Origin of the sequence: Kaistia sp. UC242_56, from assembly GCF_044452255.1 — a bacterium.
GTDB lineage: Bacteria > Pseudomonadota > Alphaproteobacteria > Rhizobiales > Kaistiaceae > Kaistia > Kaistia defluvii_A.
The window spans coordinates 1102563-1125055 of the sequence record NZ_JBIOAN010000002.1 but is presented as its reverse complement, the minus strand read 5'-3'; the positions used below and the strand labels follow the sequence as shown (position 1 = coordinate 1125055).

At 67.3% G+C, this 22493-nt stretch carries 16 protein-coding genes; 8 read left to right on the top strand and 8 right to left on the bottom strand.

Annotation, left to right across the window (positions count from 1 at the left end):
* Positions 1-186 precede the first annotated feature (186 nt).
* The 6 genes from ACHMWQ_RS08005 to ACHMWQ_RS07980 all read left to right on the top strand — a co-directional run bounded on the left by ACHMWQ_RS08005 (position 187) and on the right by ACHMWQ_RS07980 (position 13250).
* Positions 187-3546 (top strand): ATP-binding protein, encoded by a 3360-nt coding sequence (locus ACHMWQ_RS08005; RefSeq protein WP_396307042.1) that lies wholly within the window; start codon positions 187-189, stop codon positions 3544-3546.
* Complete coding sequence (locus ACHMWQ_RS08000) at positions 3539-4462, top strand: response regulator transcription factor (protein ID WP_354552203.1); 924 nt, start codon at positions 3539-3541, stop codon at positions 4460-4462. The genes ACHMWQ_RS08005 and ACHMWQ_RS08000 overlap by 8 nt, the downstream gene beginning before the upstream one ends.
* A gap of 169 nt (positions 4463-4631) precedes the next feature.
* Positions 4632-10166: an alpha-2-macroglobulin family protein gene (locus ACHMWQ_RS07995; RefSeq protein WP_396307041.1), complete on the top strand. Its 5535-nt coding sequence runs from the start codon at positions 4632-4634 to the stop codon at positions 10164-10166.
* A 13-nt stretch (positions 10167-10179) separates the two neighbouring features.
* A complete protein-coding gene (locus ACHMWQ_RS07990) occupies positions 10180-10317 on the top strand; it encodes a hypothetical protein (RefSeq protein WP_354552200.1) in 138 nt (45 codons plus the stop codon).
* A 167-nt stretch (positions 10318-10484) separates the two neighbouring features.
* Positions 10485-12566 carry a penicillin-binding protein 1C gene (gene pbpC / locus ACHMWQ_RS07985; protein ID WP_396307040.1) on the top strand — a complete coding sequence of 694 codons (2082 nt, stop codon included), beginning with the start codon at positions 10485-10487 and terminating at the stop codon, positions 12564-12566.
* A gap of 21 nt (positions 12567-12587) precedes the next feature.
* Positions 12588-13250: a DUF1345 domain-containing protein gene (locus ACHMWQ_RS07980; protein ID WP_354552797.1), complete on the top strand. Its 663-nt coding sequence runs from the start codon at positions 12588-12590 to the stop codon at positions 13248-13250.
* On the opposite strand, the gene ACHMWQ_RS07975 is transcribed toward ACHMWQ_RS07980, so the two are convergent.
* Together ACHMWQ_RS07975 and ACHMWQ_RS07970 are read right to left on the bottom strand one after the other, a co-directional pair.
* Positions 13247-13759, bottom strand: a complete 513-nt coding sequence (locus ACHMWQ_RS07975; protein WP_396307039.1) for an MgtC/SapB family protein — start codon at positions 13757-13759, stop codon at positions 13247-13249. The two genes, ACHMWQ_RS07980 and ACHMWQ_RS07975, sit on opposite strands and share 4 nt — an antisense overlap.
* Positions 13760-13874: 115 nt before the next feature.
* A complete protein-coding gene (locus ACHMWQ_RS07970) occupies positions 13875-14264 on the bottom strand; it encodes a response regulator (RefSeq protein WP_396307038.1) in 390 nt (129 codons plus the stop codon).
* A gap of 351 nt (positions 14265-14615) precedes the next feature.
* On the opposite strand from ACHMWQ_RS07970, the gene ACHMWQ_RS07965 reads away from it, so the two are divergent.
* Positions 14616-15353: a polysaccharide deacetylase family protein gene (locus ACHMWQ_RS07965; protein WP_396307037.1), complete on the top strand. Its 738-nt coding sequence runs from the start codon at positions 14616-14618 to the stop codon at positions 15351-15353.
* 351 nt (positions 15354-15704) lie between these two features.
* Here ACHMWQ_RS07965 and ACHMWQ_RS07960 read toward each other — a convergent pair whose 3' ends face one another.
* Positions 15705-16607 (bottom strand): amidohydrolase family protein, encoded by a 903-nt coding sequence (locus ACHMWQ_RS07960; protein ID WP_396307036.1) that lies wholly within the window; start codon positions 16605-16607, stop codon positions 15705-15707.
* 146 nt (positions 16608-16753) lie between these two features.
* On the opposite strand from ACHMWQ_RS07960, the gene ACHMWQ_RS07955 reads away from it, so the two are divergent.
* A complete protein-coding gene (locus ACHMWQ_RS07955) occupies positions 16754-17599 on the top strand; it encodes an IclR family transcriptional regulator (RefSeq protein ID WP_396307035.1) in 846 nt (281 codons plus the stop codon).
* Between the two features lie 202 nt (positions 17600-17801).
* On the opposite strand, the gene ACHMWQ_RS07950 is transcribed toward ACHMWQ_RS07955, so the two are convergent.
* The 5 genes from ACHMWQ_RS07950 to ACHMWQ_RS07930 form a co-directional block, all read right to left on the bottom strand.
* Positions 17802-18761, bottom strand: coding sequence for an ABC transporter permease (locus ACHMWQ_RS07950; RefSeq protein ID WP_396307034.1), 960 nt, complete (start codon positions 18759-18761; stop codon positions 17802-17804).
* Complete coding sequence (locus tag ACHMWQ_RS07945) at positions 18762-19748, bottom strand: ABC transporter permease (protein WP_354552186.1); 987 nt, start codon at positions 19746-19748, stop codon at positions 18762-18764.
* Positions 19745-20485 carry an ATP-binding cassette domain-containing protein gene (locus ACHMWQ_RS07940; RefSeq protein WP_354552184.1) on the bottom strand — a complete coding sequence of 247 codons (741 nt, stop codon included), beginning with the start codon at positions 20483-20485 and terminating at the stop codon, positions 19745-19747. Before ACHMWQ_RS07940 ends, ACHMWQ_RS07945 begins: the two co-directional genes overlap by 4 nt.
* A complete protein-coding gene (locus ACHMWQ_RS07935; RefSeq protein WP_354552182.1) occupies positions 20478-21215 on the bottom strand; it encodes an ATP-binding cassette domain-containing protein in 738 nt (245 codons plus the stop codon). The genes ACHMWQ_RS07940 and ACHMWQ_RS07935 overlap by 8 nt, the downstream gene beginning before the upstream one ends.
* Positions 21216-21303: 88 nt before the next feature.
* A complete protein-coding gene (locus tag ACHMWQ_RS07930) occupies positions 21304-22470 on the bottom strand; it encodes a substrate-binding domain-containing protein (RefSeq protein ID WP_396307033.1) in 1167 nt (388 codons plus the stop codon).
* Positions 22471-22493: the final 23 nt, after the last annotated feature.

Sequence of the window (22493 nt, the reverse complement as noted above, 5' to 3'; positions counted from 1 at the left end):
AGTGGGGACAAGCGCGGCAGAACTCCCTCGCCCGCTTGCGGGAGAGGGCTGGGGTGAGGGTCTTTCTTCCGCCGCCGCGCACCAATCCGTCGCGTCCAATGGCCGTCAAAAGCCCTTGCGCCACCGCCCCCGATCCCGCATCATCGCTCAAATCATAGGCAGGCTCAGAAGATAAGCAGACGCGCGATGACGGGACGACAGCGGATCCTACCCGTCCGCCGGGACTATAATCGCTGGGTCGCCAATCAGACGCTGGAAGACTACGCGCTCCGCTTCACCGCCAAGAGCGCGCGACGCTGGACCACGCCGCGCGTCGCCCAGACCGCCATCGGCGCGATTTCCTTCCTGGCGCTGGAAGCGATCGGCGGCGCTATCACCCTGTCGCATGGCACCATCAACGCCATCGCCGCGACGCTGGTGGTCGGCGTCGTGCTGTTCCTGACCGGCCTGCCGATCGCCCGCTACGCCTCGCGCTATGGCGTCGACATCGACCTGCTCACCCGCGGCGCCGGCTTCGGCTATATCGGCTCGACCGTCACCTCGCTGATCTACGCCACCTTCACCTTCATCCTGTTCGCGATCGAAGCCTCGATCATGACGACGGCGCTGGAGATCGCCTTCGGCATCCCGACCTGGCTCGGCTACATATTGAGCGCCGCCGCCGTCATTCCTCTGGTGACGCATGGCATCACCTGGATCAGCCGCTTCCAGATCTTCACCCAGCCGCTCTGGATCTTCCTCAACCTCCTGCCGGTCGGCTTCATCCTCTGGCAGGATTCCGGCTCGGTCGCGACCTGGTTCGCCTTCGAAGGCCTGGCGCCCGCCAACGGCCATCACGGCCTCGATATCGTGGCGCTGGGGGCAGCCAGCTCCGTCATTCTCGGGCTGATGCCGCAGATCGGCGAGCAGGTCGACATCCTGCGCTTCCTGCCGGCCGCAGGCCTCGAAGGGCGACGCGGCCGCATCGCGACGCTGCTGGCCGGTGCTGGCTGGATCATCGTCGGCGCGCCAAAGCTGCTATTCGGCTCGTTCCTGGCCGTGCTGGCGCTGCGCCATGGCGTGCCGGTCGAGCACGCGGCCGAACCGGCGCGGATGTATGTCGTCGCCTTCGGCTATGTGCTGCCCTGGACGGACGCGGCGCTGTTCCTGACCGCCGCCTTCGTCGTCGTGTCGCAGCTGAAGATCAATGTGATGAACGCCTATGCCGGCTCGCTGGCCTGGTCGAACTTCTTCTCGCGCCTGACGCACAGCCATCCCGGCCGCGTCGTCTGGCTCGTCTTCAACGTGGCGATTGCGCTGCTGCTGATGGAACTCGGCATTTATCGCGCGCTGGAGCAGACGCTGGGGCTGTTTTCGGTCGTCGCCGTCGCCTGGCTCGGCACCATTGTCGCCGACCTCGCCATCAACAAGCCGCTCGGTCTGTCGCCGCCCGGCATCGAGTTCAAGCGCGCGCATCTCTACGACATCAACCCGGTCGGCGTCGGCGCGATGGCGATCGCGACCCTGCTCGGGCTGATCTCGGCCGTCGGCCTGTTCGGCGAGGTCGCCAAGGCCTTTGCGCCCTTCATCGCGCTCGGCGTCGCCCTGGTCACGGCCCCCGCCATCGCCTGGGCAACGGGTGGGAAATACTACCTCGCCCGCAAGCCGCGCGCCCACTGGCATCTGCTGAAGGAGATCCAGTGCACCGTCTGCGAGCACCATTTCGAACCGGAAGACAGCGCTTATTGTCCGGCCTATTCCGGCCCGATCTGTTCGCTTTGCTGCTCGCTCGACGCGCGCTGCCATGATCTGTGCAAGCCGCATGCGCGGCTACAAAGCCAGGTGAGCGAGGCGGTTTCGGCCGTCCTGCCGGCAGGCATCGCCGCGCGGGTCAGCCCGCGCATCGTGCAATATGCGGGGATCCTGACCCTGTTCATGGCGGTGATCAGCCTCGTGCTGCTTCTGATCCATGTCCAGGCGACCGCCTATGGCGGCCTGCATGGCGACATCATCGCCCAGACCCTCTGGGCCGCCTTCTTCATCCTGCTGATCGTCTCCGGCATCGCCGCCTGGTTCCTGGTGCTGGCGAATGAGAGCCGGCATGTGGCGCAGGAGGAATCGGCCCGCCAGACGACGCTTCTGCTGCGCGAGATCGAGGCGCACCGGAAGACGGACGCCGAATTGCAGCGCGCCAAGGAGGTGGCGGAATCGGCCAACCAGGCCAAAAGCCGCTATCTGGTCGGCCTCAGCCACGAATTGCGCACGCCGCTCAACGCCGTGTTCGGCTATGCGCAGATCCTCGAGCGCGACGAGACGATTCCCCCGGCGCGGCAGGGCAATATCAGCGTCATCCGCCGCAGCGCCGAGCATCTCTCGGGCCTGATCGACGGGCTGCTGGAGATCTCGCGCATCGAGGCCGGCCGGCTGCGCCTGCAGCGCGACGAGATCCGATTGACGGACTTCCTCGACCAGGTCGTCGACATGTTCCGCTTCCAGGCCGAGGCGAAGGGGCTCGCCTTCCGCTTCGAACGGCCGGACAATTTGCCGGAAGTGGTGGCGACCGACGAGAAGCGGCTGCGCCAGATCCTGGTCAACCTGCTCTCCAACGCGATCAAGTTCACCGAGACCGGCCATGTCGCGCTCAAGATCGGCTATCGCAGCCAGGTCGCGACGCTTCGGGTCGAGGACACCGGCCCCGGCATTCCCGCCGCCGATATCGAACGCATCTTCGAACCATTCGAGCGCGGCGCCAGCTCGCAGTCGCTCGCCGTGCCCGGCACCGGGCTGGGGCTGACCATCACCAAGATGCTGGCGCAGCTGATGGGCGGCGACATTGCGCTCCGGCAGACGGAGGGCGGCGGCAGCACCTTCGAGGTCCGGCTGATGCTGGCGGCGATCGACCGCCCGGCCCCGCCCGCCCCGCAGGCAAGCCGCGTCTTCGGCTATCAGGGCGCGCGGCGCACCATCCTGGTCGCCGATGACGACCCCGACCATCGCGAGCTGGTGCGCCAAATCCTGGAGCCGATCGGCTTCATCGTGCTGCCGGTGCCGGACGGCCCCGCCTGCCTGGCGCTGACGGCGGATATCCGGCCCGATTTGTTCCTGCTCGACATCTCCATGCCCGGCATGACCGGCTGGGAACTGGCGCGGCGGCTGCGCGAAAACGGCCATGTCGCGCCGATCGTCATGCTGTCGGCGAGCCTCGGCGAAATGCAGCCGGAGCCGGCCGAGGACGCCGCGCATGACGCTGCGCTGCCAAAGCCGTTCGACATGCGGCAATTGCTCGACCGCATCCAGGCGCTGCTCTCGCTCGACTGGCTCGACGAGCCGCCCGCGCCGCCGAAGATCGAGGCGCCGGCGCCGCTGGTCAGCCCCGGCGCCGACCATGTGCGGGAACTTCTCGATCTGGGCCAGATCGGCTATGTCCGGGGCATCGAGGCGAAGCTCGACGAGTTGGCGGCCGAGACCGATAACCAGCCGCTGGTCGCGGCGCTGCGCACGCATCTGCGCAATTTCGATTTCGACCTGTATCAGACGACGCTCGAGGGGGTGGGCGAGCATGAATGAGACGGCGCATGCCCGCGACATCGTCCTCGTCGTCGACGATTCACCCGAGACGCTGAGCTTCCTCACCGAGGCGCTGGAGCGCTCGGGCGCCACCGTTCTGGTCGCCACCTCGGGCATGCGCGCCCTGGCGCTGGTCGAGCGGATCACGCCCGACGTGGTGCTGATGGATGCCGTCATGCCGGGCATGGACGGGTTCGAGACCTGCCGCCGGCTCAAGGCCAATGCGGCGCTGGCGCATGTGCCGATCCTGTTCATGACCGGACTTTCGGAAACCGAGCACATCCTCGAAGGGCTGGAAGCCGGCGGCGTCGACTATGTCACCAAGCCGATCGTGCTCGACGTGCTGCTCGCGCGCATCCGCGTCCATCTCGCCAATGCCCGCACGGCGCAGAGCGCCCGCATGGCGCTCGATACCGCCGGGCGCTATTTGCTCGCCGCCAACCGCGAGGGCGAAATCCGCTGGTGCACGCCGCAGGCGGTGAAGCTGCTGGAAGCGACGCTGCCGAACCGCGACGGCACCATACACCTGCCCGAAAGCGTCAAGATCTGGCTGCGCATCTCGGCCGGCCAGCGCGGCGGCCTCGCACCACCCGGCCCGATCACCGTCGAAGGCGGCAGGCAGTTGCAGCTCGCCTTTGTCGGCAAGACCGGCGAGGACGAGTTCCTGTTCCGCCTGTCGAGCGATGACGACCAGGGCCAGGAAGCGCTGCTGCGCAAGCAGTTCACCGTGACCCAGCGCGAGGCGGAAGTTCTGCTGTGGATCGCGCGCGGAAAGTCCAACCGCGACATCGCCGAGATCCTCGGCTTGTCGCCGCGCACGGTGAACAAGCACCTGGAACAGGTCTACCAGAAGCTCGGAGTCGAAAACCGCGCCTCCGCCGCCATCACTGCGCTGACGGCGCTCGGCGAAGGATGAGCCGTGCTCGCAGCTCCTGTGACCAGCATCACAAACGCGCCAGACGAGAATTATTCCCATTCAATTCTATATACTTAGCTGCACAACCAACTTCATGCCGCAGCTTTACCTGAAGCCTTCCGACGCCTAGACTGCGCGCCTTGGTAAGGACGGCCTCCGGGAGAGAGACATGCGCGCTATGGGCGGAATTCGCGGTGCGAGCCGAATGCTGGGGCTCGCTTTCGGCCTGGCGCTTTCCCTGGGCGGGCTGGCCGCCCCGGCGCAGGCGCAGGATGGCGAGGCGCGCCGCGTCATCATCAGCCGAGACGCCGACTATCCCGGTTTCGACCTGCAGACGATCAAGGATATCGACCAGAAAGCCTGCGCCACGGCCTGCGTCGACGACCAGTCCTGCAAGGCCTTCACCTACAATACCAAGGCGAAGTGGTGCTTCCTGAAGAGCGATTTCGGCAGCCTCGCCGTCGCGCCGGGCGCCACGGCCGGCCGCATCGTCGTCGCCAAGGCGATCGACAAGACCACCCAGGAAAAACGCATCGAGGAACTGACCTTCCTCGGCCCCTCCCCCTTCGAGGCGGCCAAGGCGCAGCTCAACACGCTGGCGCGGGACTATCCCTCGCATGGCGTCGGCTATGACACGATCCGCCAGGGCGCCGACCGGGCGCGGGCGAACGGCAACACGACGGAGCTGGAACGCGATCTCGGCGCGATGCTGGCGATCGCCCCCGACGACGCCGGCATCTGGCGCGAATTCGCGCTCGGCCTGCTGAAGCGCAATCCGGACGACTATTCGCAGCGCCAGGAAGTCCTGGCCGCCGCCACCTCCGCCGCCATCAACGCCTATCTGCGCGCCGACGGCGCCGGCGACCAGGCGCTGTCGCTCGCTTTGCTCGCCCATTCGCTGGAACGGCGCGAGATGTGGAAGCAGGCGATCAAGGCCTATCGCCTCAGCCTCGAATACAAGCAGGACCCGCAATTCCGCGCCGCCTATGACAAGCTGATCGCCGAACGCGGCTTCCGCATCGTCTCGAACACGGTCGATGCCGACGCCGCCTCGCCGCGCATGTGCGTCGTCTTCTCCGATCCGCTGCCCGTCGCCGACACCACGCTGTCCGACTATGTGATCGTCGAGGGCGGCAAGGGCCTGGCGGTCGAACCGCAGGACAGCCAGATCTGCGTCGACGGGCTGAAGCACGGCCAGCGCTATACCCTGCGCTTCCGCGCCGGCCTGCCCTCCGCGGATGGCGAGAAGCTGGCGCAGACGGCTTCCGTCTCCAGCTATATCCGCGACCGCGCCCCCTGGGTCGGCTTTGCCGGCAACGCCTATGTGCTGCCCGCCGGCCAGGGCGCTTCCATCCCGATCGACAGCATCAACACCGACCTCATCGACGCCGAGGTCTACCGCATCGGCGATCGCTCGATCGCCATCGCCGTGCGCGACGGCAATTTCCTGCGCCAGCTCGACAGCTATTCGGCCAGCCAGATCGCCAACACGTCGGGTACCTCCGTCTGGAAGGGCCAGATCGAGGTCGGCGCCAAGAAGCTGAACGAGAACATCACCACGGCGATCCCGATCGGCGACGCGGTCAAGACCATCGAACCGGGCGTCTACGTCATCACCGCCAAGGCGGCGACCAAGGGCTCCAGCGACGGCGGCTATGATTCCTCGCTCGCCACGCAATGGTTCATCGTTTCCGATCTCGGCCTGTCGGCTCTTTCCGGCAATGACGGCGTCCATGCCGTGATCCGCTCGCTCAACACGGCGCAGGCGCTGGCCGGCGTGAAAGTCAAGCTCGTCGCCACCAATGACGAAGTACTGGGCGAAGCGACCACCAATGCCGACGGCTATGTGCATTTCGAGCCGGGCCTGGCGCGCGGCACGGGCGGCATGGCGCCGCAATTGCTCGTCGCCCAGACGGCGGCCGGCGACTACGCCTTCCTCGACATGAAGAAGACCGCCTTCGACCTGACCGATCGCGGCGTCGATGGCCGCCCCGCGCCCGGCCCGCTCGACACGTTCTTCACCTCCGAGCGCGGCATCTATCGCCCCGGCGAGACGGTGCATCTGACGGCGCTGCTGCGCGACGCGCAGGCCAAGGCCGTCAACGGCCTGCCGCTGACGCTGGTGGTCGATCGTCCCGATGGCGTCGAATTCCTGCGCACCAAGCTCACCGAAGAGGGCCAGGGCGGCTACAGCCATGACGTCGCCATTCCCGACGGCGCCCAGCGCGGCGCCTGGCGCTTCCAGCTCTATGCCGATCCCGATGGCGCGGCACTGACCGAAATATCGGCCCTGGTCGACGATTTCGAGCCCGAGCGGATCGCCTTCGAACTGAAGACAACGGCCGAACGGCTGACCTCCGGCGGCACCTTCCCGATCCAGCTGACCGCCAAATATCTCTACGGCGCCAAGGCGATCGGCCTCGGCGTCGACGGCGACATCATTGCGACGCCGATCAGCACCAGCGCCGACTATCCTGGCTTCTCCTTCGGCCTCGCCGACGATCCGGTCGAAAGCGTGCGGGATTCGCTCGGCGCCAGCGCCGTCACGGACGATGCGGGCGAGGCCAGCTTCGACGCCACCGTGCCGACGCTGCCCGAGACGACCAAGCTGTTCAACGCCGAGATCGTCGTTCGCGTCACCGACACCAATGGCCGCGCCGTCGAGCGCCGGCTGTCGCTGCCGGCCGACGGCACCAAGCCGCATATCGGCATCAAACCGAATTTCGACGGCAGCGTCTCGGAAGGGGCGGCGGCCGGCTTCGAGCTGATCGCGATCGGCCCGGACGGCAAGCGCATCGACGCCAAGGGCGCGACCTGGCAGATCGAGAAGCTCGACACGAACTACCAGTGGTATCGCCGCGACGGCGCCTGGAAGTATGAGGCGATCACCACGGCGACCCGCGTCGCCAATGGCACCGTCGACCTCGACGCTTCGAAGCCCGCCACCATCGAGGGCAAGGTCGACTGGGGCCGCTTCCGCCTGACCGTGGCGCTCGCCGGCGAGGCACCGACCTCCTCGAGCTACAATTTCGACGCCGGCTGGTATGTCGACGCCTCGGTCGCTTCCGAGACGCCGGACATGCTGACCGTCTCGCTCGACCAGAAAAACTACAAGCCCGGCGACACCGCCAAGCTGCGGCTCGATCCGCGCTTCCCCGGCATCGCGCAGATCATGGTGATCGACGACCGCGTCATCGACATGAAGACGGTGGAAGTGCCGGAAGGCGGCACCACGGTCGACCTGCCGGTCACGGCCAATTGGGGTCCGGGCGCCTATGTGACCGCCACGCTGTTCCGGCCGATGGACGTCCAGGCCAAGCGCATGCCGACGCGTGCGCTCGGCCTCGCCTGGGTGCCGGTCGATCCGGCCGATCGCCGGATCGACGTCCAGCTCGACACCGAGGACCAGATCCGTCCGCGCGGTCCCCTCACCATCCCCGTCACGCTCGCCAATCTGAAGAAGGGCGAGGAGGCCTATGTCACGGTCGCGGCCGTCGATATCGGCATTCTCAACCTGACCCAGTTCAAGACGCCCGACCCGGACGGCTGGTATTTCAGCCAGCGCCGGCTCGGCATGGAGATCCGCGATCTCTACGGGCTGCTGATCGACCGCATGCAGGGTGTTCCCGGCCGTCTCCGCTCCGGCGGTGATGGCGGCGCACCCGGCCTGAAGTCGGTGCCGCCGACCGAAAAGCTGATCGCCTATTATTCCGGCGTGGTGAAGGTCGACGAGAACGGCAAGGCGACGATCACCTTCGACGTGCCAGACTTCAACGGCTCGGTCCGCGTCATGGCGATGGCCTGGTCGAAGGAGGGCATCGGCCATGCCGAGAAGGAAGTCATCATCCGCGATCCGGTCGTGGTGATGGCCAGCCTGCCGCGCTTCATGACGCCGGACGACCAGAGCCGCATCCTGGTCGAGATCAACAATGTCGAAGGTCCGGCCGGTGATTACCAGCTCACCGTCGATGCCCCCGGCGTGGCGATCGATCCCGGCGATGCCGACAAGCAGGTCCGGCTGGAAAAGGCCGGCCGCATGACGGTCGCGCTGCCGATCAAGGCGGTCGACATCGGCGACCACCAGATCACCGTCAGCCTGGCGAGCCCCGAGAACGGCCAGACCTTCGACCGCAGCTACATGCTGGGCATCCGCCCGGCCGGCCAGCCGGTTTCGCGACGCTCGCTGATCTCGCTCGCGCCCGGCAACAAGCTGACCGTCGACGAATACGCCTTTGCGGAATTCGTCCCGGGAACGACCAGCGCGACGCTCGCCATTGGCGGCTCGGCCAAGCTCGACGTGGCGGCGATCCTCGCCTCGCTCGACCGCTACCCCTATGGCTGCACCGAGCAGATCACGTCCAAGGCGATGCCGCTGCTCTACCTCAACCAGGTGGCGGCGACGATCGGCATCGCGCAGGACAGCGAACTGCGCAAGCGCCTGCAGGATTCGATCGGCAAGGTGCTGGACAACCAGTCCTCGGCCGGCTCGTTCGGTCTTTGGGGACCGGGTTATGAGGATCTCTGGCTCGACGCCTATGTCACGGACTTCCTGACCCGCGCGAAGGCGGCCGGCTATCTCGTGCCCGAGGTCGCGTTCAACAACGCGCTCGACAACCTCTCCAACAAGGTCGGCTACGCCCAGGACTTCGACAAGGGCGGCGAGGCGATCGCCTATTCGCTCTATGTGCTGGCGCGCAACGGCAAGGCGGCGATTGGCGACCTGCGCTATTACGCCGAATCCAAGTTGAACAACTTCGCCACGCCGCTGGCGCAGGCGCAGATCGGCGCGGCCCTCGCCCTCTATGGCGACAAGGCCCGTTCGGGCTCGGTGCTCAAGGTGGCGATCGACAACCTGCAGCGCCATTACGGCCCGATGCTGGCCGGGCGCGAGGACTATGGCTCCACCCTGCGCGACAAGGCGGCGGTGCTGACGCTGGTCGCCGAGAGCGACGACAAGCGCTTCGACGTCAAGACCCTGGTCGACGACGTCGCCACCACCCGCGACAACCGCCGCTACATCTCGACCCAGGAGCAGGGCTGGATGCTGATGGCGGCGGCCGCGATGATGTCGGACCTGAGCAAGGCCTCGATCGATGTTGACGGCAACACCGCCGACGTGCCGCTCTACCGCAAGCTGCTCGGCTCCGACGTGTCGCCGCGGCCGCTGGTCGTGGAGAACACCAGCGACGTGGCGCTCGATGCGGCGCTGACTCTGACCGGCATCCCGGCGACGCCGGAACCGGCCGGCGGCGAGGGCTTCACCATCACGCGCAGCTATTTCAACACCGATGGCAGCGAGGCCGACCCCACGACGGTCGGCCAGAACGACCGGCTGGTAGTGGTGCTGCGGGTGCTGGCGGACAAGCAGCGTTTCGGACGCCTTATGGTGGTCGATCCGCTGCCGGCCGGCTTCGAGATCGAGAACCCCAACATCTCGCGCTCGGGCGATACGTCGGCCTATGAGTGGCTGAAGGTCGAGACCAATGTCGCGCATACCGAGGCCCGCACCGACCGCTTCGTGGCGGCGGTGACGCGCTCGGCGGGCGATCCGCTCGAATTCTCGGTCGCCTATGGCGTACGCGCGGTGTCGCCGGGCCAGTTCGTGCATCCGGCAGCGACGGTGGAGGACATGTACGACCCCGACCGCCAGGCCCATACCGACACCGGCTCGGTCGAGATCGTCGGACCGACGACGACGAAGTGAGCGGGCGATGCGCATGACCAAGCTCGCCGTCATCCCGGGCGAAGACCCGGGATCCATGCAGCCGAAGCCTCCGGCTGAATGGGTCCCCGCCTTCGCGGGGCTGACGGAGAGCGTGGGATTTGCGCCGAGCCTCGACAGGCGGCAGCCATGAACGGCAAGCCGGATCCGGATGTGCCGGAAAGCCCTCGCCTGGCTGCGGGAGAGGGTTGGGTGACGGGCTTGCTTGCCTTCGCTCATCCGACGAAGAGAAATGGAAAGACCCTCACCCCTGCCCTCTCCCGCGCGGCGGGAGAGGGGGAAGATCGGCTGTCATCCAAATTGCCCCGCCGCGCCGCCATTGGGGGGCTGACGCTCGGGCTGGTGGCGTTCTTCTCCTATGCCTGGCTTGGCGGCGTGTTGGCGGAGATCGACAAAACCCTGCCGCCGGTGCCCGATCCGGCCGAGGTCCCGACCTCGCAGATCGTTGTCGACCGCAGCGACACGCTGCTTCGGCCCTACACGATCGCCGAGGGACGCTGGCGGCTGCCGGTGACGCTTGCCGACGTCGATCCGATGTTCCTCACCATGCTGAAGGGCTATGAGGATCGCCGCTTCGACGAGCATCACGGCGTCGACTGGCGCGCCTTTGCCCGCGCCGGCGGCCAGATCCTGCGCAACGGCCATGTCGTTTCCGGCGGCTCGACGCTGACCATGCAGGTCGCGCGCCTCGTCCAGGGCGGCTCGACCCGCCAGGCGGAAAGCAAGCTGAAGCAGATCGTCCATGCACGGGCGCTCGAACAGAAGCTCGACAAGAACCAGATCCTGTCGCTCTACCTGGCGCTGGCGCCCTATGGCGGCAATCTCGAAGGTATCCGCGCCGCGACGCTCGCCTATTTCGGCAAGGAGCCGCGCCGGCTGACGATCGCGGAGGCCGCTTTGCTCGTCGCCTTGCCGCAATCGCCCGAGGCGCGGCGGCCGGATCGGGATCCCAAGGCGGCGAAGGCGGCGCGCGACCGCGTGCTCGACCGGCTGGTAACCGCCGGCATCCTGGACGAAGAGACCGCCGCCTCGGCCAAGACCGAACGCATTCCGGAAGCGAGAAAGCCGTTCCCGATGCTCGCGGCGCATCTGGGCGACCAGGCGCGCAAGCGCCATCCCGCCGATCCCGTGATCAAACTCACCCTTGATGGCCGCCTGCAAGCCAAGCTGGAAACCTTGGCCAGCACGCGCGCGGCAAAAGTCGGCGCCAAGGCCTCGGTCGCCATTCTGGTGGCCGATCAGGTCACCGGCGACATCCTCGCCTCCGTCGGCTCGGCCGGCTTCATGGATGACGGCCGCAATGGCTATGTCGACATGACGGAAGCGGTACGTTCGCCCGGCTCGACTCTGAAGCCGCTGATCTACGGCCTCGCCTTCGAGCAGGGCCTGGCCCATCCGCAGAGCCTGATCGAGGACAAGCCCTCGGCTTTCGCCGGCTACGCCCCCGTCAATTTCGACGGATTCTATCGCGGCACGGTGACGATCCACGACGCGCTGACGCAATCACTCAACGTCCCCGCCGTGCAGGTGCTCGACGCGGTGGGGCCGGCGCGGCTGATCGCGCGGCTGAAGCGCGCGGCGGCCAATCCGCGCCTGCCGGACATGTCGGCGGCGGGCCTCGCCGTCGGTCTCGGCGGCGTCGGCATCTCGCTGCGCGATCTCGTCTCGGTTTATGCGGCGATCGCGCGCGGCGGCCGGCCGGTGGCGCTGCATCCCGAGCCGGTACCGATCGTCGTCTCGGCCGATACCGCGCCGGTGCTCGATCCGCTGGCCGCCTGGTACGTCTCCGACATCCTGGCCGATGTGCCGCCACCCACCATCGGCGCGCGCGGCCGCATCGCCTACAAGACCGGCACCTCCTATGGCTATCGCGACGCCTGGTCGATCGGCTTCGATGGGCGCACGGTGATCGGCGTCTGGGCCGGCCGGGCCGACGGCGCGCCCGTCTCCGGCCTTTCCGGCATCGGCACGGCGGCGCCGGTGCTGTTCGAGGCGTTCGACAAGATGGGCGGCGAGCGCGCGCCGCTGCCGCCCGCCCCGCGCGGCGCGCTGATCGCCTCCAATGGCGAGTTGCCGGCGCCGCTGAAGCGCTTCCGCGGCACGGATACGCTGGCCAACAAGGCGCCCGACACGCCACAGATCGCCTTCCCGCCCGATGGCGTCCAGGTCGATCTCGGCATCCGCGCCGGCGATCCGATGCCGCTGATGATCAAGATCCGCAACGGCCAGCCTCCCTTCACCTGGTTCGCCAATGGCGTGCCGATCGCGCAGACGCCGTTTTCGCGGGCCGAAAGCTGGGAGCCGGACGGGCCGGGATTTGTTACCTTGTCGGTGGTCGATTCGGCCGGAAGGTCGGATCGCGTCACGGTATTCGTGGAATAGCCCGCAAGGCGGAGTACGGCGATTTCATACGTTCAGCACCACTGGAAGCAGCATCGGCACTTCTACGAGTCGGTCGTCGTCGCGATCCTGTCCTATTTCATCATCCGGCTGGTCTTTGACGAATTTGCGCTGATCGCCGCCGGCGACGTGTTCTTCATCGTCTACCTGTTCTTCCTGTTCCGGCTGGCCCGGAAGGCCAATCTCGACAAGTTGCGGATGCGGGCGCGAACCGAGGACGAGGGCATCGCCCTGATCATGTGCCTGACGGTCGGCGCCATCGCCTTCTCGTTCTATTCGATCTTCTCGATCCTGAACGGCCCCAACACGACGGCGGCGCATCTCGCCACCGCGATCATCAGCATCCCGCTCGGCTGGGTCGTGTTCAACACGTTGTTCGCGTTCCACTATGCCCGGCTCTATTATGCGCCGGCGGGAACAGACAATGATGCAGATGGCAAGGAAGACGATGCCGGCGGCCTGATCTTCCCGGATACGCCGGAGCCGGTGATCTGGGACTTCTTCTATTTCTCGTTCTGCCTCGGCGCGACGTTCCAGACCTCGGACGTCAATGTGCGGACCACCGGCTTCCGGATGGTGATGATGTTCCATTCGATCGCGTCGTTCGTGTTCAACACGACGCTGCTGGCGCTCGCCATCAATCTCGGCGCCAGCGTCCTGACCTAGGCGGGGCTATCGGGAGCCGCCGGCGGCGGCTCGGCGGCATGGCGCTTCGCCTCCAGGGCCTGCAGGTGATCGAGCCAACGCCGCTCGATCGGCTTGGCGATGACCAGGATGACGAAGACCAGGACCAGCGCGAGAATCGCGACGGGCCAGTCGCCGAGGCCGCAGGCAACGCCAAGCGCTGCCGCCACCCAGACCGTCGCGGCCGTCGTCACGCCATGCACGACCTCGTCACGCTTGCCGCGCCGCAGGATCGCGCCGGCGCCGATGAAGCCGATGCCGGCCAGCACGCCCTGCACGACGCCCTGCAGCATCCGGCTCTGCGCATCGGGATGGCCGACAAACATGTCGATATGGCTGACGCTGACGGTCGCCAGCGCCGCGCCGAGCGACACCAGCGCCAGGGTGCGCATGCCGGCCGGCTTTTCCCGCGCGTCGCGGTCGATGCCGATCAGCAGGCCGCAGAACACCGCCATGCCGAGGCGAAGCGCCGTATCCAGATAGAGATCCATCGGCAGACGCGCCCTCTCCCATGCGAAACGATTGGATGCGCATAGTCGCATATCCGCGCCCTCCTGCCAGCCGCGCGCCGCCGCACCCGGGTGCCTAAATGCGGGAGGCCACCCCTCAATCGGGCGTCACGGTGATGCCCAGGCGGGAGAGCACCTCGATCATCGCGCGCATGCCATAGGGCTTGCCCAGGAAGCTGACGCGTGGGTCGCGGGCGAGCGTCGGGTCGAGGTCGGCGGGATCGCCGCCGCTGGCGATGACGAGGGGAACGTCGGCCAGCGCCGCGAGAATGTCCTTGGCGAGATCCTCGCCGGAACGATCCGGCAGGCCCACATCGATGATGATGACGCGATAGGGATGGTCGGCCCCGCCCAGGCGAGCCGACGCCTCGGCGGCCGAGCACGCGAGTTCGACGACAAAGCCGAGATCCTCCAGCATCTCGGCGACGGCGGAGCGTACCAGCGGCTCATCCTCGATCAGCAGGATCACCGGTCCGCCCTCAGCCATGGCGATCGCTCCAAAGAGCGGTCGACTCGGCAAGAGGCGCACGGAGCCCTGGGAACGGTGTTCCAACTTGGCTCGCGGCATGGGCAATGGCACTGCGCGACAGATCGATCACGACGCGGCCCTCGCCCCGGGCGGAAAACGATCCTTCGCTTCAAGGCTCCGGGAACGCCAAGGTTACCGCGATCCCCCATTTGAGCCTAGCAGCGGGGAAATTTAGCTCCGAAGATGGTTAAGGTTCGGCGGCATGCGACAAACCCGCATGCATCGGCGGCGCGACGCTTTTGGCCACAAATTGGTCGAAGACAGTGCCTAGCTCCGCGGGGCCGACAATCGGCTGTTCCGGAGTTCCTGATGCCGACGCTCACCATCCGCACCGCCCTGACCGGGCTCGTCCTGTCGCTCCTGATGGGCACGGCGGCGTCCGCCAAGTCGCATGACATCGAGTTGAAGCTGCGCATCGCCGCGCCGCCGCCGGGCTCGCGCGTCGTGGCGCTGACCTTCGATGCCTGCTCCGGCGCGATCGACCAGCGCATCCTGAAGGAACTGGTGGACAACCACATCCCGGCGACGCTGTTCGTCACCCATCGCTGGCTGAAGCGCAACGCCGCCGCCATGGCCGTCGTGATGGCCCATCCCGAACTGTTCCAGGTCGAGAACCATGGCGACCAGCACGTGCCGGCCATCACCGACATTCCGAGCCTCTATGGCGTGAAGACCGCCGGCTCGCTGGAAGCGGTGCAGCGGGAGGTCGATGGCGGCGCGCTGGCCGTCCAGCAGGCGACGGGCAAGCCGCCGCGCTGGTTCCGCGGCGCCACCGCCGTCTACAGCCGCGACGCGCTCGATTCGATCCGCGCCGCCGGCTATTCGATCGCCGGCTTCTCGCTCAATGCCGACATGGGCGCCTCGCTGCCGGCCGCGACCGTCGCCAAGCGCATCGCCGCCGCAAAGTCGGGCGACGTCATCATCGCCCACATCAACCAGCCGGGCCATCCGGCTGGCCTCGGCGTGGTCGAGGGCATCCAGCGCCTCGTGGCGGCCGGCACGGTGTTCGTCAAGCTCGACGACGTGCAGACCCAGGCGAGCAACTGAGGGGGCCGCAAACCCTCACCCCCGCCCTCTCCCGCGCGCGAGCGGCAGGTCCAGCCCAGTCCGCCCTCGACATCCCACCGCCCGAGAAGCCCTCGCCCGCTCGCGGGAGAGGGTTGGGTGAGGGTCTTGCTTCCGACGGAAACTGCGGCCGTTTTTGAAGCCACGCTCCGCCATCATCCTGAGGTGCTTCGCGTCAGCGAAGGCTCGAAGGAGGCTCCAGCGGACATTCGCCTCAAAGCGTTCCCTGGACCCTCCTTCGAGGCCCGGCCTTGCCGGGCACCTCAGGATGATGGTCGAGGTCTTCGAATGGCAGGCCAGACACTCGGTGTGGTAGGCGAGCTTTTTGCAGCCCTATCTCAGCCGATACCAACGCCGCGCGCTGCCTTCGAACAGCGCCGCCTGTTCGTCAGCCGAAAACCCCCGCGTTGCATCCTTGAACACGTCGACCCATTCGGCGAAGCCGATATGCAGGCCGGCGACCGGATGGTCGGTGGCGAACATCGACCTTTCCGGCCCGAAGGCCTCGATGCAGGCATCGATCACCTCGCCCAGGCTCTCGCGGGTCCATTGCGGGTCGTAGGCGACCGGATCGGAGATCTTGATCGCGACGTTCGGCGCCGCCGCCAGCAGACCGAGCCCATCGCGCCATCGCTTCATGCCTTCCGCGTCGCGGTCGATCGGGCTGGCGCAATGGTTGAGGATGAAGGCGATGTCGGGGAAATCCGCGACGAGCCGGCGCGTGCTTTCGAACTGATGCGGCGTGATCAGCAGGTCGAAGCTGAACCCGTGCTCGCGAAAGCGGGCCAGGTTGGCGCGCCAGCGCGGATCGTCCATGCGGTCATTGTCGGGCAGGCGGCGCTTGGCCGGGTCGGGATGCCAGCTCAGGATCTCGCGGATGCCGACGACGCGCCGGTTGGCGGCGTGCGCCGCCAGCAGCCTCTCGGCGCCGGGATCGAGCAGCGCGGCATGGGCGACATAGCGCGCGGCGATGCCAGGCGAACGCTCCAGCGTATCGAGCCAGCGGCTTTCACCGGCCGGGTCCGCCGGATCCCAGTTCGCCTCGACATGCACGCTGGCGACGATGTTCTGCGGCGCGGCCAGCGCCTCATAATCGGTGACGAGATGGTTTTGGCGCAGCGGCGCCAGCTCGTCGGCGGGATCGCCGCCCTCCAGCCAGCCATGCTTGTCGAGCCGCAGGTCCCAGAAGTGATGATGGGCGTCGATGATTGGCCCGTTATAGCGTTGCCCCGTCATGTCCCCGTCCCCAAAGGAAAAGGCCGCCGTCGCGACGCCATTTTCCACATATGATACTTGCGTTTGAAATAGGGGACAGGCTGGCGCGCCCTGTCAAGGCCGGGCTACTGTAGCGCTGGGGAAACGCAATCAGAACGGGACCAGCGATGGCGAAAGAAGCCGTGAAGGCCAAGAAGGCCGAGCCTGACAAGCAGGCGAGCGCCGCCCTCGCCTACAAGGCGCCGGCCCTGGAGAAGGGGCTCGATATCCTGGAACTGCTAGCCGCCCAGTCGGGCGGGCTGATCCTGTCGCAGATCGCCCATTCGCTGGGCCGCTCGGTGCAGGAAGTATATCGCGTGGTCGTCTCGTTGGAGCGGCGCGGCTATGTCGAGCGCAAGCCGCCGGGCGAGGCGTTCCAGATCTCGATGAAGCTGTTCGACCTCGCCTGCGGCCATCCGCCGATCCGGCGCCTGCGCGAAACGGCGCAGCCGATCCTGCAGAGCCTGGCGGCCGAGGTCGAGGAAGCCATCATCCTGTCGATCCTCGACGGGCTCTCGGTGCGCGTCATCGCGGTTGCTGACAACCCTGCCCCGGTCGGCTTTCGCGTGCGGCTCGGCACGCAGACGAAGATGCTCTCGACCGCTTCTGGGCGCACGCTGATCGCCTTCCAGAACGAGCCGACCCGCGCCATGCTGATCGAGCGCGCCTCGGAAGAACTGCGCGCCCGCGACAGGGACCCGGAACCGCTGATCCGCCGCGTCGAGCAGATCCAGAAGCGCGGCTATGAGGTGGTCGCGGACGAGACGCTGCGCGGCATCACCGACGTCTCCTTCCCGATCTTCGACGCCAGCGGCATCGCCCAGGCGGCGCTCACCATGCCGTTCCTGCTCTGGGTCACCAACCAGGTCCAGCTCGCCGACGCCTCGAAGCATCTCTACGAGGCGGCGGCCGAGCTCTGCCGGCAGATCGGCGGTTACCTGCCGGAGCCGAAATTCCCGATCCGGGGGATATAGCCAGGTGAGGTAGGGGAATCTCTCCAAACCTCACCCTCGCCGTCATCCCGGACGCAGCGCAGCGGAGATCCGGGATCCACGCATCCGGGTTTTCGGGAGGTTCGCACTTCCAAGGTCTCGGCCGCATGGATCCCTGCTTTCGCAGGGATGACGGCGAGGGTGGGTCCTTCCGTCTGCGTTATCCCCCCAACCGAAAGCCCCTTCAGATCGTCGTCCGGACATGGGCGTCGCGGCCGTAGAACGACACCAGCACGACGATGACGACGCCGAGCACGGCCTGCACCAGCGACGGCTGCAGGCCGATGCCGATCAGCAGGGTGTTGATCTCGGTCAGCACCAGCGCGCCGGCGACCGTGCCGAGATAGGAGCCGCGCCCGCCGACCAGCGCCGTGCCGCCGATCACGACGGCGGCGATGGTCTGGAACAGATAGGGCTGGCCCACCTCGCCATAGGCGGAGCCGGTGAAGCCGAGCAGCAGGATGCCGGTCACGGCTGCGAAGGCGGCGGAGATCGCGAAGGTCACCGTCCACATCGCCACCGGGTTGATCAGCGCCAGCGGCGCGGCGCGCGGATTGCTGCCGAGCGCGAACAGGCGGCGGCCATAGGCCGTGCGGGCGAGCGCCACGGTGACGATCGCCGCCAGCGCGATGAAGCACGGCACCAGCCACGGCACGGGCAGGAAGCCGACCGAGCCGCCGATCGAGACAAATTCGGTGATCGATTCCGGCGCCGAGCCGGAGGGGAAGCCGCCGGTCCACAACAGCACCGAGCCTTGCACGATGGTGCCGATGCCGAGCGTGACGATCAGCGGATGCAGCTTCAGGCTCGAGGAGATCAGCCCGTTCAGCGCGCCGATCAGGCAGGCAAGGCCGATGACGATGGCGCAGACCAGGGCGAAGTTCATGCCGCCGCCATAGAGCTGCGCGGTGACGACATTGGCGAAGCCGATGATGAAGGGGATCGACAGGTCGATGCCGCCGATGATCACCACCAGCGTCTGGCCGATCGAGGCGATCGCCAGCAGCGAGCCAAGCACCAGCATGGCCCGCATCGAGAACTCGCTCGAATAGCCCTCGATCAGCGCGGTGCCGGTGAGGTGGAGCGCGACGGCGACGATCAGCGCGCCGAAGACCCGCGCCTGGTCACTGGTCAGGCGTGCCATCTAGGCTGCTCCCCGCATGCGTCCGAGCCAGCGATCCTGCAAGGCCGTCAGCACGATGGCGATGACGAGGATCGCGCCATAGGCGATCTGCAGGACGAAGGTGGAGAAGTTGAAGAAGGTCAGCGCGCTCTGCAGCAGGAAAATGTCGATCGCGCCGATCGCCGCCCCCAGCAATCCGCCGCGCCCGCCGGCCAGGCTGACGCCGCCCAGCGCCACGGCTGAAATGGCGATGAGCGTGTAGGTCGGACCGATCGACGGGTCGGCCGAGCCGATCAGCGCCGTCATCATCAGCCCGGCGACGCCGGCGAACACGCCGGTGATGACATAGGAGAGAAAGCGCACCAGCGTGACCGGGATGCCGGCCGTGTAGGCAGCGCGGTCGTCGCTGCCGACCGCCATCAGGTGGTCGTAATAGGGTAGCCGCCGAATGCCGATCCAGATGAGAAAGACGGCGCCGAGCGGCAGGATCGACAGCGGCCCGCCGAGCGATTTGAGCCAGACGGGCACCGTGCCGGTTGGGGCCGGCAGGATGGTCAGCGTCGTGCCGACGAGAAGCAGATAGGTGCCGAGCGTCGCCACGATCGGCTGGATGCGCAGGATGGTGGCCAGGAAGCCGTTCAGCGCGCCGATGGCGGCGCCGATCAGGACCGCCGCGCCGACGACGATGAAGGGCGAGCTGAGGCCGAGCTTCTGGATCAGCACCAGCACGACGATGGCATTGACGAAGCCCATGATCGGCCCGACCGAGATATCGATGCCACCCCGCCCGCCCAGGATCGCCGGGGCCGAAGCGATGGCCGCGCCGACCAGCGGCGCGGCGAGGCCGATCAGCGTGCCCCAGGCGCCCGGCGCGAAGCGGGCCGGGTTGATGAAGATGTTGATCGCCAGCAGCACGACGAACAGGATCGGCGCGAAGCCGGTCTGGCGCCAGACGGCCTTCAGGGCCGAAGCCTTGCCAGCCGGCGGGGAGATTGCGGATGCCGTCATGCTGCGCGCCCGAACATGGTGGATATGATGCGCTCGGAGGAGCGCTCGGCCCCCGTCAGCGAGGCGGCGAGTTCCTGCTCGCGGAACACGAGGATGCGGTCGCACAGCACCAGCGCCTCCTCGATCTCGGTCGAGAGGATGACCAGCGCCATGCCTTCGGCCGCGAGTTCGCGGAACACGGAATAGAGGACGCGGCGGGTGGCGATGTCGACGCCGCGCGTCGGGTCGTTCAGGAGCAGCACGTCCGGCTTGTGCGCCAAAGCGCGGGCCAGCAGCACCTTCTGCTGGTTGCCGCCTGAAAGCGTGGTGATCATGCGGCCGGGGTCGGGCGCGACGATCGACAGGCGGTCGCGGTAATAGTCGTAGCGCTTGCTCCGCTCGGACAAGCTGATCAGCCCGAGCTTGCGGTCCCGGCCCACCGTCGCGATGGCGAAATTGTCGAGGATCGACATGGAGGGGAAGATGCCGGTGGCGCGGCGGTCGCGCGGCAGATAGGCGATGCCGCTCTGGATCGCCCGGCGGAAGCTGCGTATCACCCGCTCGCCGTCCCGCCCGGTGCCGACATGGCCGACGACCGGCGGGCGCAGCCCGGCCAGCGTCTCTATGAAGGCGTCCTGGCCGTGGCCGTCGAGGCCGGCCAGCCCAACGATCTCGCCGCGGCGGATATCCTGGTCGAACGGAATGCCGCCCGGCTTCAGCGACAGGCCGCGAATGGAGAGCGCGGACGGATCAGCCATGATGCAGCTCCCGCGCGGTGTCCGGCGCCATCAGCGCGAGCAGTTCGTCCGGCACCAGATTGCCTTTCTCCAGCGTCTTCACCACCTGCCCGCTGCGCAGCACGGTCACGCGGTCGGAGAGGCCGGTGACCTCGTCCATGCGGTGGGTGATGAACAGGATGAGACAGCCCTCGGCCGCCAGCCGCCGCATCAGCGCGAATACCGCCTCCCGATCGGCGAAATCGAGCGCGGCGGTGACCTCGTCGAGGATCAGCACGCGCGGCGACCGGGTCAGGGCGCGGGCGAGCACGATCAATTGCTGCGCCGCCAGCGGCACCTCCCCCGCCGGCTCGTCGAGCGGCACGGCGGTCGATGCGAATTCGGACAGGATGCGGCCGGCAAGCGCCCGGCGCTCCCCGCGCGGCACGCGGCGGCGGAACAGGCCGTCATAGCCGAGCAGGATGTTGTCGGCGACGCTGCGGTCCGGCGCGATCAGCACTTCCTGGAACACGGTGGCGAAGCCGGCGGCGCGGAATTCGGCCGGATCGCGGCCGGCGATGGCGCGGCCTGAAAAGGTGATGGTGCCGCGATCGGGCGTGACGATGCCGGAGAGCAGCTTGACCAGCGTGCTCTTGCCCGAACCGTTCTCGCCCAGGATCGTATGGATCGTGCCGGGCGTGAAATCGATGTTCGCGCCGTCCAGCGCGACCGTCTCGCCATAGCGCTTGGAGAGATCGCGGATCTCCAGCATGAAACGTCAGCCCCCGTGCAACGTCGCGGATGGAATCAAAAGACGGGCGACAGCGTGGCTGCCACCCGTCCTGCCTGCAAGCCCGCCCCTACTTGGCGCAGGGGTCCGGCGTCTGCGCGTAGTCGAACAGCTGCGTATGCGCCGGCTTGGCGAAATAGGCATCCATCAGCGCTTCCGGCATCGGATCCTCGGGCGCGACCGGGAAGATCGAGACGGCGTCCTTGGTCATGCAGTCGCGGTGCCACTTGCCGAGTTCGTCCGGCTTCACGGCCGGCACGGGGATCATCAGGATGTTGAGCTTCGGCTGCTGGCCCTCGAGCACGCGCACGCCGACGCGGAACAGGGTCTGCGCCGTCCAGGACGGCATCAGCGCGCCGCCGGTGAAGCGGAACGTATCCTGGTTGTCCTTCCAGAAGCCGAGCGCATCGCCCGAGATCGAGCCGGATACGACCGGGATCGGCCGGCCGGCCTGCTTGAACGCCTCGGCGACGATGCGCGACTCCGAACCGGAGGTCCAGACGCCGGCGATCGGCTGCGGCGTGGTGGCCAGCACCTGCAGCGTCACGGTCTTGGTGACGTTGGGCGACCAGTTGCCATTGACGTCGCGGACGACCTTTACCTCCGGCGCCTCGGCGAAAGCCTTGTCGGCGCCAGCGCGCTGCTGGGCGACCAGCGGGCTGCCGGCTATGCCCTCGATGCGCAGCACATTGCCCTTGCCGCCAATGCCGTCGATGACGCCCTTGGCGACGTCATAGCCGAACTTCACGAAGTTCGAGTCGACATTGATGGCATAGGGGCTGGTGACCGCGCCGGAACCGGTGACAAAGGGAATGCCGGCCTTGAAGGCGGCCTCGATCACCTCATTCAACGCGGTCGACGAACCGGCGAACGAGGTGATGATGCTGCACTTCTTGTCGATGAAGGCGCGGATCTGCGCGATCTGCTGGCCGGTGTCGCCATTGGAATCCGACATCTCGAAATCGGAAATCCAGCCCTTCTCCTTGTAGAGACCGACCAGACGCTCCAGTTCGTGCGTGACGGAAACACGCCAGGGATTACCCTGATAGGACTCCGAATGGCACCACTTCCAGGGCTGCTTCACGGGGCCGAAATTGTCATAGGCGGAGGGCTGGATCGTCTCCTCGACGCCGAGATAGAGCGCCTGCACTTCCGGCGGCAGCGTCGCGAAGGCCGGCGGCGTTTCCGCCCTGGCAAATCCGGCGACGCTCATCATCGCTGCGGCGCAAACCGCCAAGCGCAATCTGGTCCTGCTGGCCC

What these genes read in the sequence shown, in the direction of transcription:
- ACHMWQ_RS08005 (WP_396307042.1), top strand. Translation starts at nt 187, where the DNA reads ATGACGGGACGACAGCGGATCCTACCCGTCCGCCGGGACTATAATCGC.
- ACHMWQ_RS08000 (WP_354552203.1), top strand. Translation starts at nt 3,539, where the DNA reads ATGAATGAGACGGCGCATGCCCGCGACATCGTCCTCGTCGTCGACGAT.
- ACHMWQ_RS07995 (WP_396307041.1), top strand. Translation starts at nt 4,632, where the DNA reads ATGCGCGCTATGGGCGGAATTCGCGGTGCGAGCCGAATGCTGGGGCTC.
- ACHMWQ_RS07990 (WP_354552200.1), top strand. Translation starts at nt 10,180, where the DNA reads ATGACCAAGCTCGCCGTCATCCCGGGCGAAGACCCGGGATCCATGCAG.
- ACHMWQ_RS07975 (WP_396307039.1), bottom strand. Translation starts at nt 13,759, where the DNA reads ATGGATCTCTATCTGGATACGGCGCTTCGCCTCGGCATGGCGGTGTTC.
- ACHMWQ_RS07970 (WP_396307038.1), bottom strand. Translation starts at nt 14,264, where the DNA reads ATGGCTGAGGGCGGACCGGTGATCCTGCTGATCGAGGATGAGCCGCTG.
- ACHMWQ_RS07965 (WP_396307037.1), top strand. Translation starts at nt 14,616, where the DNA reads ATGCCGACGCTCACCATCCGCACCGCCCTGACCGGGCTCGTCCTGTCG.
- ACHMWQ_RS07960 (WP_396307036.1), bottom strand. Translation starts at nt 16,607, where the DNA reads ATGACGGGGCAACGCTATAACGGGCCAATCATCGACGCCCATCATCAC.
- ACHMWQ_RS07955 (WP_396307035.1), top strand. Translation starts at nt 16,754, where the DNA reads ATGGCGAAAGAAGCCGTGAAGGCCAAGAAGGCCGAGCCTGACAAGCAG.
- ACHMWQ_RS07950 (WP_396307034.1), bottom strand. Translation starts at nt 18,761, where the DNA reads ATGGCACGCCTGACCAGTGACCAGGCGCGGGTCTTCGGCGCGCTGATC.
- ACHMWQ_RS07945 (WP_354552186.1), bottom strand. Translation starts at nt 19,748, where the DNA reads ATGACGGCATCCGCAATCTCCCCGCCGGCTGGCAAGGCTTCGGCCCTG.
- ACHMWQ_RS07940 (WP_354552184.1), bottom strand. Translation starts at nt 20,485, where the DNA reads ATGGCTGATCCGTCCGCGCTCTCCATTCGCGGCCTGTCGCTGAAGCCG.
- ACHMWQ_RS07935 (WP_354552182.1), bottom strand. Translation starts at nt 21,215, where the DNA reads ATGCTGGAGATCCGCGATCTCTCCAAGCGCTATGGCGAGACGGTCGCG.